The organism is Yinghuangia sp. YIM S10712, assembly GCF_051388935.1.
In the GTDB taxonomy this organism is placed as follows: domain Bacteria; phylum Actinomycetota; class Actinomycetes; order Streptomycetales; family Streptomycetaceae; genus Yinghuangia.
Genome location: NZ_JBPKBI010000039.1, coordinates 9,449 through 16,626 on the forward strand (window position 1 = coordinate 9,449; position 7,178 = coordinate 16,626).

Here is a 7,178-nt window from a genome sequence, read left to right on the forward strand (position 1 = left end):
CCGGGCCGCCCGGCTCGCCGGCTCATGTTTCGGACACGGGGAGACCTCATGACACCTGCTCCGCACGCGGCGCCGCCGCGCGGGCGAGCGATGCGCCCGCGGTCGGTTGTGCCCGGCCGCCAGCGCTGGGACGTGTCCGGCCTGCGCGGGCGACCGGAGATCGCGCGGCTCGTGGAGGAATCCCTGCGCGCCGAGCCCGGCATCGTCAAGGTCGGCGCGAACCCGGTCACCGGCCGGGTCCTGGTGTTCCATGCCCCTTCGGTGAACGCGGCCGATGTCGCGGGCCTGCTGCGACGCGCCTTCGTACACGCCGTTGCGCTGGTATTGCGCCCGCCGCGGGAGCCGGACCTCGATGACGCGTCGGGGGCTGGGCATTCCGGGGGGCGGGCATCGGCGGACACACATAGGTCCGAGACGAGGGGTGTCCGGGCGCGCAAAGCGGCAGGTTCGCGGGCGCGTCTGCGGCGGATGTTCGGGGCACCTCGCAGGGCCGCGGGCTCTCGTCCCGGCCCTGTGGCGCGTAGCGGTCGGACGCCGTCGAGGACGCGGCGCCGGATGCGCATGTTGGCCGTCGTCGCGGGTGCCGGTCTGGTCGCCGCGGCCTGGGGCACCGGATGGGGTGGCGCTGTATCGGGCTTCCTGCTGCGGCCCGTCGTCAGTCTCGGTCTGGTCACCGCGGCGACGACGGTAATCGTCCGGCGGGCGTGGCGGCGCGCGGACGCGTCCGGCGACGCGCCCCGGCGGCGCCACGCTCTGGCGGCTGTGATCCGACCGCACCGGCGCAGGTTCGCATTCGCCGCTCTGACGTCGTTCCTCGCCCAGCTTGCCGAGATGACCCTCGGCGTGTTCATCGCGACCATTGCCGTGGTGCTCATGAAGGGTGAGAGCCAGATGCTCCTGCGCCTGGGCATCGCGGGCGCAGGAGCGCAGCTCTGGTCGCTGGCCGCCGCCACCGCCGCGGTGTGCGCCGTTGTCGCCGGGCTGTCGTACGTCTCCGGCCTCGCGTGGCGCAGGCTCGCGCAGGATGTGCAATACGACTGGCGCAACAGCACGTTCGCCCACGCCCAACGGCTTCCGCTGTCCGGTCTGGAGGGTCGGCGCACCAGCCGCGTCACCGCCGTCCTGACGGACGACGTCGGCCAGTTGGGCTCGTTCGTGGCCGGCACCATGCCCGAGATCGTGCAGATGGCGACCAGCGTCTTGGTGCTTGTTCCGGCGTTCCTGATCTTCGCCCCGCAGATCGCGTGGGTGGCCTTCCTGCCGGTGCCCCTGGTGGCCTGGCTGTCCTTCCGCTTCCACGAGAGCGGCACCGACGACTACGCGGCGGCGGGCGACATCCGCGCGCGCATGCACAGCCGTGTCGCCAATGCGCTCCAGGCCAATGCGACGGTGAAGGCGGCCTGCGCGGAGGATCACGAGGACCGCCGGCTGGCCGAACTCGGAGATGACTACCGCGAGTCCACGCAGAGCACCGACCGCAGTACCGTCCAACACACGGAGGCGGTGCGCCTGTGCACCACCGCGTCGATGGCCGGGACGCTCCTGTTCGGGGGTCGCGCGGTGCTCGCGGGCGAACTGCCTTTCCAGGCCTTCAGTCCGCTGGTCGGCCTGCCGCAGCAGATGCTGTGGCGGCTCACGCGGCTCGGTGCCACGACCGATCAGTACCGCCGCATGCTCGACTCCTTCGACCGGATCGCCGCACTGCACGACCTGCCGCAGGAGCCGGCCACGGTGCGGAAGTCGCATGCCGCTCAGGTCGTCGAGCGACCGGTGGCAGGGGAGTTCGTATTCGACCGCGTCACCTTCGGGTACGCCGACGGGCCGCCGGTGCTGCGGGATCTGTCTCTGCGCTTCGCAGCGGGCAAGGTCACCGGCATCGTCGGACCCACCGGTTCCGGGAAGAGCACGATCGCCAAGTTGCTGATGCGCTTCGAGGAGCCGGACGCGGGGCGGATCCTGCTCGACGGCAGGGATCTTCGTCACCGCCCGCTTCACGAACTGCGGTCGACGGTGGGCTTCGTCGCCCAGGAGCCGTTTCTGTTCGACGGAACGATCGCCGACAACGTGCGCTACGGCAGCTTCGAAGCGGACGACCTGCGTGTGGTGGCGGCAACGCGCATGGCCGAGGCCGATGCGTTCATCCGCGAACTGCCCGAGCGCGAGCACACCTTCGTCGGAGAGCGCGGGTCGTCGCTGTCCGGCGGCCAGAAGCAACGCATCGCCCTGGCTCGCGCCTTCGTACGGAACCCGCCGGTCGTCGTGCTCGACGAGGCGACGTCGGCGGTGGACAACGGGACCGAAGCCGCCATCCAACGTGCGCTCAAGGCCTTCGGGGCTGGGCGGACCATGGTCGTCATCGCTCACCGGCTCTCCACCGTCCGGGACGCGGACTGGATCTACGTCCTCGACTGCGGCGGCGTACTGGCCGAGCAGGGCACTCACGCGCAATTGGTGCGCCGCGGCGGGGTGTACGCCCATTTGTGGAGACTCCAAGCCGGCGAGCGGGCGGCACACCCGCGTACGTCGGGCGGCGGTTCTCGGAACCGCGGAGGAGAGCGCTCGGGCCCGGCCAAGGGGAACAGGGCGACGGGTTCGGCCGCCGGACGCAGGACGACGGGCGCGGCCATAGCTGGTTCGGCCGGCACCGGCGGCACGGCGTCGCCGGGCAAGGGGGCCGAGACGCGGGCGGGCGGCACGTCGTTTGGTGCGGACGTGAAGGCCGGTCAGTCATCCGCCCCGGACGCACGAAGCGGGGCGCCTTCCGCCTCCGGAACGGCGGAGGAGTTGCCCGGTCCCCCGGCGCATGCGCCGTTCAGACGCGCCACCCCTGTCGACACTTCGGCTGCGGCCGATTCCGACTCGGTCGCGAAGCGTACGCCGCAGCCTCCCGGAGGCGACTGACCCGCCCCGCGGCGACTCGGTCCCGCCGCCACGGTCGATCGCGCCCCGGAGCTTGGGGCCGTGCGTGGGCTCGGCGCGCCCCCGATCGGGTCCGAGGCCGCCATGCCCGGTCCACTGCGGCCTTCCCCTCCCCCTCTGCCCCTAGTTCTCACCCAACCACGTCCCGTCGCGGCTGAGCCGTGGCGGAGCCTCACGGCTGCACGGCCGGGATCACCTGGAGGTACCCCCTTGTCTCGTCACGGTCGATCGGGCGGCGCGGCGGGCATCGCCGACGGCACCGAGGCGGTGCTGCCGACCGCCGCCCAGCGCGAGATCTGGCTCGCCGAGCAGCGCTCCGCGGAGGGGAATGCCGCGTACCGCATCGGCGAGTACATCGACATCCGCGGCGCGGTGGACCCCGAGGTGTTCGACGCCGCGGTGCGGCAGATGATCGGCGAAGCCGACGCACTGCGGGTGCGCCTGGTCGACAACGGCGACGGCCCGGTGCAAATCGTCGGTCCGGTACCGGAACGGCCTTTGCCGTTCCTCGACTTCTCCGCCGCACCGGATCCGCGGGCCGCCGCGCACGCGTGGGTGGACCGGGACCTGGCCCGGCCCCTCGACCTCGCTCGCGGCCCGCTGTTCTCGTACGCCCTGATCAAGCTCGGCGCCGAACGCTACTGGTGGTACCACAGCTACCACCACATCGCGATCGACGGGTTCGGTTTCAACCTGGTCACGCGCCGCGTCGCGGAGGTGTACAGCGCGCTCGTCGCGGGCGACGTTCCGCCGCCGTCGCCGTTCGGCCGCCTGCGCGACCTCGTGCAGGAAGACCTCGCGTACCGCTCGTCGCCGGAGTATGCCGAGGACCGGGCGTACTGGACGGGTGTGCTCGCCGGCCGGCGGTCGGCGAATCCGTTGTCGTCGGTGTGTGCGTCGGCCGAGGTGGATGCGGAGCGCCGGACGGTCCGCCGTACCGTCGCCCGGCCGCTGTGCGCGCCGGAGGGCCTGGCCGAGGCCGCACGCCGGTCCGGGGTGCCCCGTTCGCGCCTGATCATCGCGGCGGTGGCGCTCTACACTCACCGGCTGACCGGCGCCCGGGACCTCGTCGTCGGTCTGGCGGTGACCGGCCGGGCAGGGCGCGTGGCGCGCAGCGTGCCGGGCATGATGTCGAACGTTCTGCCGCTCCGTCTTGAGGTGCGGCACGACACGCGGCTCGACGCCTTGGTGGCACAGGTGGACTCCCGGGTGGGAGCCGCGCTCCGGCACCAGCGGTACCGAGGCGAGGAACTGCACCGCGAACTCGCGCTGCCGGGCGACTTCGGCACGGCGTTCTCACCCGGCGTCAACTTCATGGGCTTCGCCCAGGACATGACCTTCGCGGGGCTCGGGTGCAGTGCGCACAACGTCTCGATCGGCCCGATCACCGATCTGTCCGTCGCGGTGTGGGACCGACGCGACGCGCAGGGGCCGACGATCGTCCTGCACGCCGACCCGTCCGTTTACGGCGATGTGGAACTCGACCGGCACCAGGGCAGGTTGGTGCGTCTGCTCGACTCGTTCGCCGACACCCCCGCGGATCGGCAGGTGGGCACGATCGACCTTCTGCTCCCCGACGAGCGGTCCTTGGCGGAGCAGGCGGGCCCGGCCTCGCATCGGGATTGTTCCGTCGACGCGGACGCACGCGAAAGCTCCGACCGGGCCGCGGACACGTTTCCGGCGCTGTTCGAGGCCCGAGTCCGTGCCTCCCCCGACGCCCCGGCGCTGGTCGCCGTCGCCGGGGACGGACGGCAAGTGACTTTGGGCTACAGGGAGTTGGACGAGCGTGCGAACCGGATCGCGCGGATGCTGGCGGCGCGCGGCGCGGGACCGGAACGCATCGTGGGACTCGCGCTGCCGCGCGGTGCCGACCTCGTCGCGGCGATCCTGGGTGTGCTCAAGAGCGGCGCGGCGTATGTGCCGCTGGACCCGGATTATCCGGCGGCGCGGCTCACCGGACTTGTGGCGGACACCGCTCCCGTCCTGGTGGTGACCACGGCCGAGGTCGCGGCGGTCCATGGGTTCGCGGTTCCCGCGGTCGTCCTGGACGAGCCGGACACGCGCGCGGAGTTGGCCGCCCACCCGGGCGACGCCCCGGAGCGTACCGCCCTCCTGGCCCGGCACACCGCGTATGTGGTTCACACTTCCGGTTCGACCGGGCAGGCCAAGGGCGTCGCGGTCACGCACGCGGCGCTGGCGAATCTCGTGACCGGCCACAGCGCGGCGATGTTCGCCTCGGCCGACCGTCTCGGCCGCCCGCTGCGCGTCGCCTTGACCACGTCGGTGGCGTTCGACGCGTCGTGGGACCAACTCGCCGCCCTGGCCCACGGGCACACGCTGCTTGTGGCCGAGCGCGACACCTGGGCGGACCCGAAGGCGGTGGCCGCTTGGGTCGTGCGCGACCGGATCGACTTCCTCAACGCGCCTCCGGCGTGGATGGCCGAGCTGCTCGACCACGGCGTGTTCGATCCCGCGTGCGGTTGGTCTCCTGCCGTCGCTGTCGTGGGCGGCGACGCGGTGCCCGGCCGTCTGTGGGAACGTCTTCGTGCCCTTGAGGCGACCGCGGTGTGGAACTGCTACGGCCCGACCGAGTGCACCGTCGACGCCGCCGCCGCGCGGCTGGACGCGGCCCCGTCCGGCGCGCGCCCGCTGATCGGCGGTGCGGTGCCGGGCGCTCGGCTGTACGTCCTCGACGCTGCGTTGCAGCCCATGCCGCCCGGCGTGGCCGGCGAGTTGTACGTGGCCGGCGCGGGTCTGGCGCGCGGCTACCACGGTAGGCCCGGATTGACCGCGGAGCGGTTCGTCGCCGACCCGTACGCCGCCGAGTCGGGCGCGCGAATGTACCGCACCGGCGACCTCGTGCGCCGCGCTTCGGACGGCGGGCTGGAGTTCGTGGGTCGTGCCGACGACCAGGTGAAGGTTCGCGGCTTCCGGATCGAACCGGGTGAAGTGGAGGCGGTGCTGCTGGCCGAGCCGCGTGTCCGGCAGGCGGCTGTGGTGGCGCGCGACGACCGCCTGGTCGCGTACATCGCGCCCGAGGCCGCCGCCTCGACGCGCGAGGCGCTGCGCGCGGCCGCCCGGAAGCGGCTGCCGAGGCACATGGTGCCCGCGGCGATCGTGTGCCTCGATGCGCTGCCGGTGACCGCCACGGGCAAGGTCGACCGCGCGGCGCTGCCCGAACCAGCCCCCGGGGAAGGGGATTTCGTCCCGGTCGGCCGCGCTCCGCGCGCGCCGGAGGAAGTCGTGGTGGCGGGGCTGTTCGCCGAGATCCTCGGTCTGCCGCAAGACCGCGTGGGTGCCGGCGACTCGTTCTTCGACCTGGGCGGGCATTCGCTCCTCGCCACCCGGCTCATCGCGCGCGTCCGTGCGGTCATGGGTGTCGAGGCCGCGTTGCGCATGCTGTTCGAGGCGCCGACGGTCGCGGGCTTCGCGGCGCGGCTGCGGGACGCCGGCGCGGCGCGCCTGGCGCTGTGCCGCCGCGAGCCGCGTCCCGAGCGGGTGCCGCTGTCGTTCGCACAGGGGCGGCTGTGGTTCCTCCACCAGATGGAGGCGCTGGGAGCCACGTACAACATTCCCTTCGCCGTTCGGCTGACCGGCCCGCTCGCGCACCGGGCGTTGGCGGAGGCGCTGACGGACGTCGTCGCGAGGCACGAGAGCCTGCGTACCCTCGTCGCGGAGGAGGACGGCGTCGCGGTGCAGAGCGTCGTCCCTGCGGACGAAGCGACCGTGGCGCTGCCGGTGTGCGCGTCGACGCCGGCCGACCTGGCGGGCGCACTCGCCGCGGCGGCTGCGGAAGGCTTCGATCTGGCAAACGAACTCCCGTTGCGTGCACAGCTTTTCCGACTTGCGGACGACGAGCACGTGCTGCTCCTGACGCTGCATCACATCGCCGGTGACGGCTGGTCGACGCAGCCTCTCGCACGTGACCTGGCGACGGCGTACGCGGCACGAGCCGAAGGCCGCGCGCCCGCGTGGGAGCCGCTGGGTGTCCAGTACGCCGACTACACGCTGTGGCAGCAGGACCTGCTGGGCGACCGCGACGACGCCGGCAGCGTCTTCGCCGCCCAACTCGGCTACTGGGCCAAGGCTCTCGCCGGCCTCCCGGACCGGCTCGAACTGCCCACGGACCGCCCGAGGCCGCGCGTCGCATCCCGTCGAGGTGAGCGTGTGGCGTTGCGTGTCGAGCCTGAACTGCACGCCGGGTTGGCGGAGTTGGCGCGGCGGCACGGCGCGAGTGTGCACATGGTGCTCGTCGCCGG

Annotated in this window: 2 protein-coding genes; both read left to right on the forward strand. The window is 72.8% G+C overall.

Going from position 1 to position 7,178, the window contains the following annotated elements:
- Window positions 1-48: 48 nt before the first annotated feature.
- The gene (locus ACRX5W_RS32375; protein WP_436791969.1) at window positions 49-2,901 is read left to right on the forward strand and encodes an ATP-binding cassette domain-containing protein; all 2,853 of its coding nucleotides are present in this window, start codon (window positions 49-51) and stop codon (window positions 2,899-2,901) included.
- Window positions 2,902-3,129: 228 nt separating this feature from the next.
- Window positions 3,130-7,178 (forward strand): amino acid adenylation domain-containing protein (locus ACRX5W_RS32380; protein WP_436791970.1); only part of this gene is annotated, 4,049 nt, incomplete at its 3' end.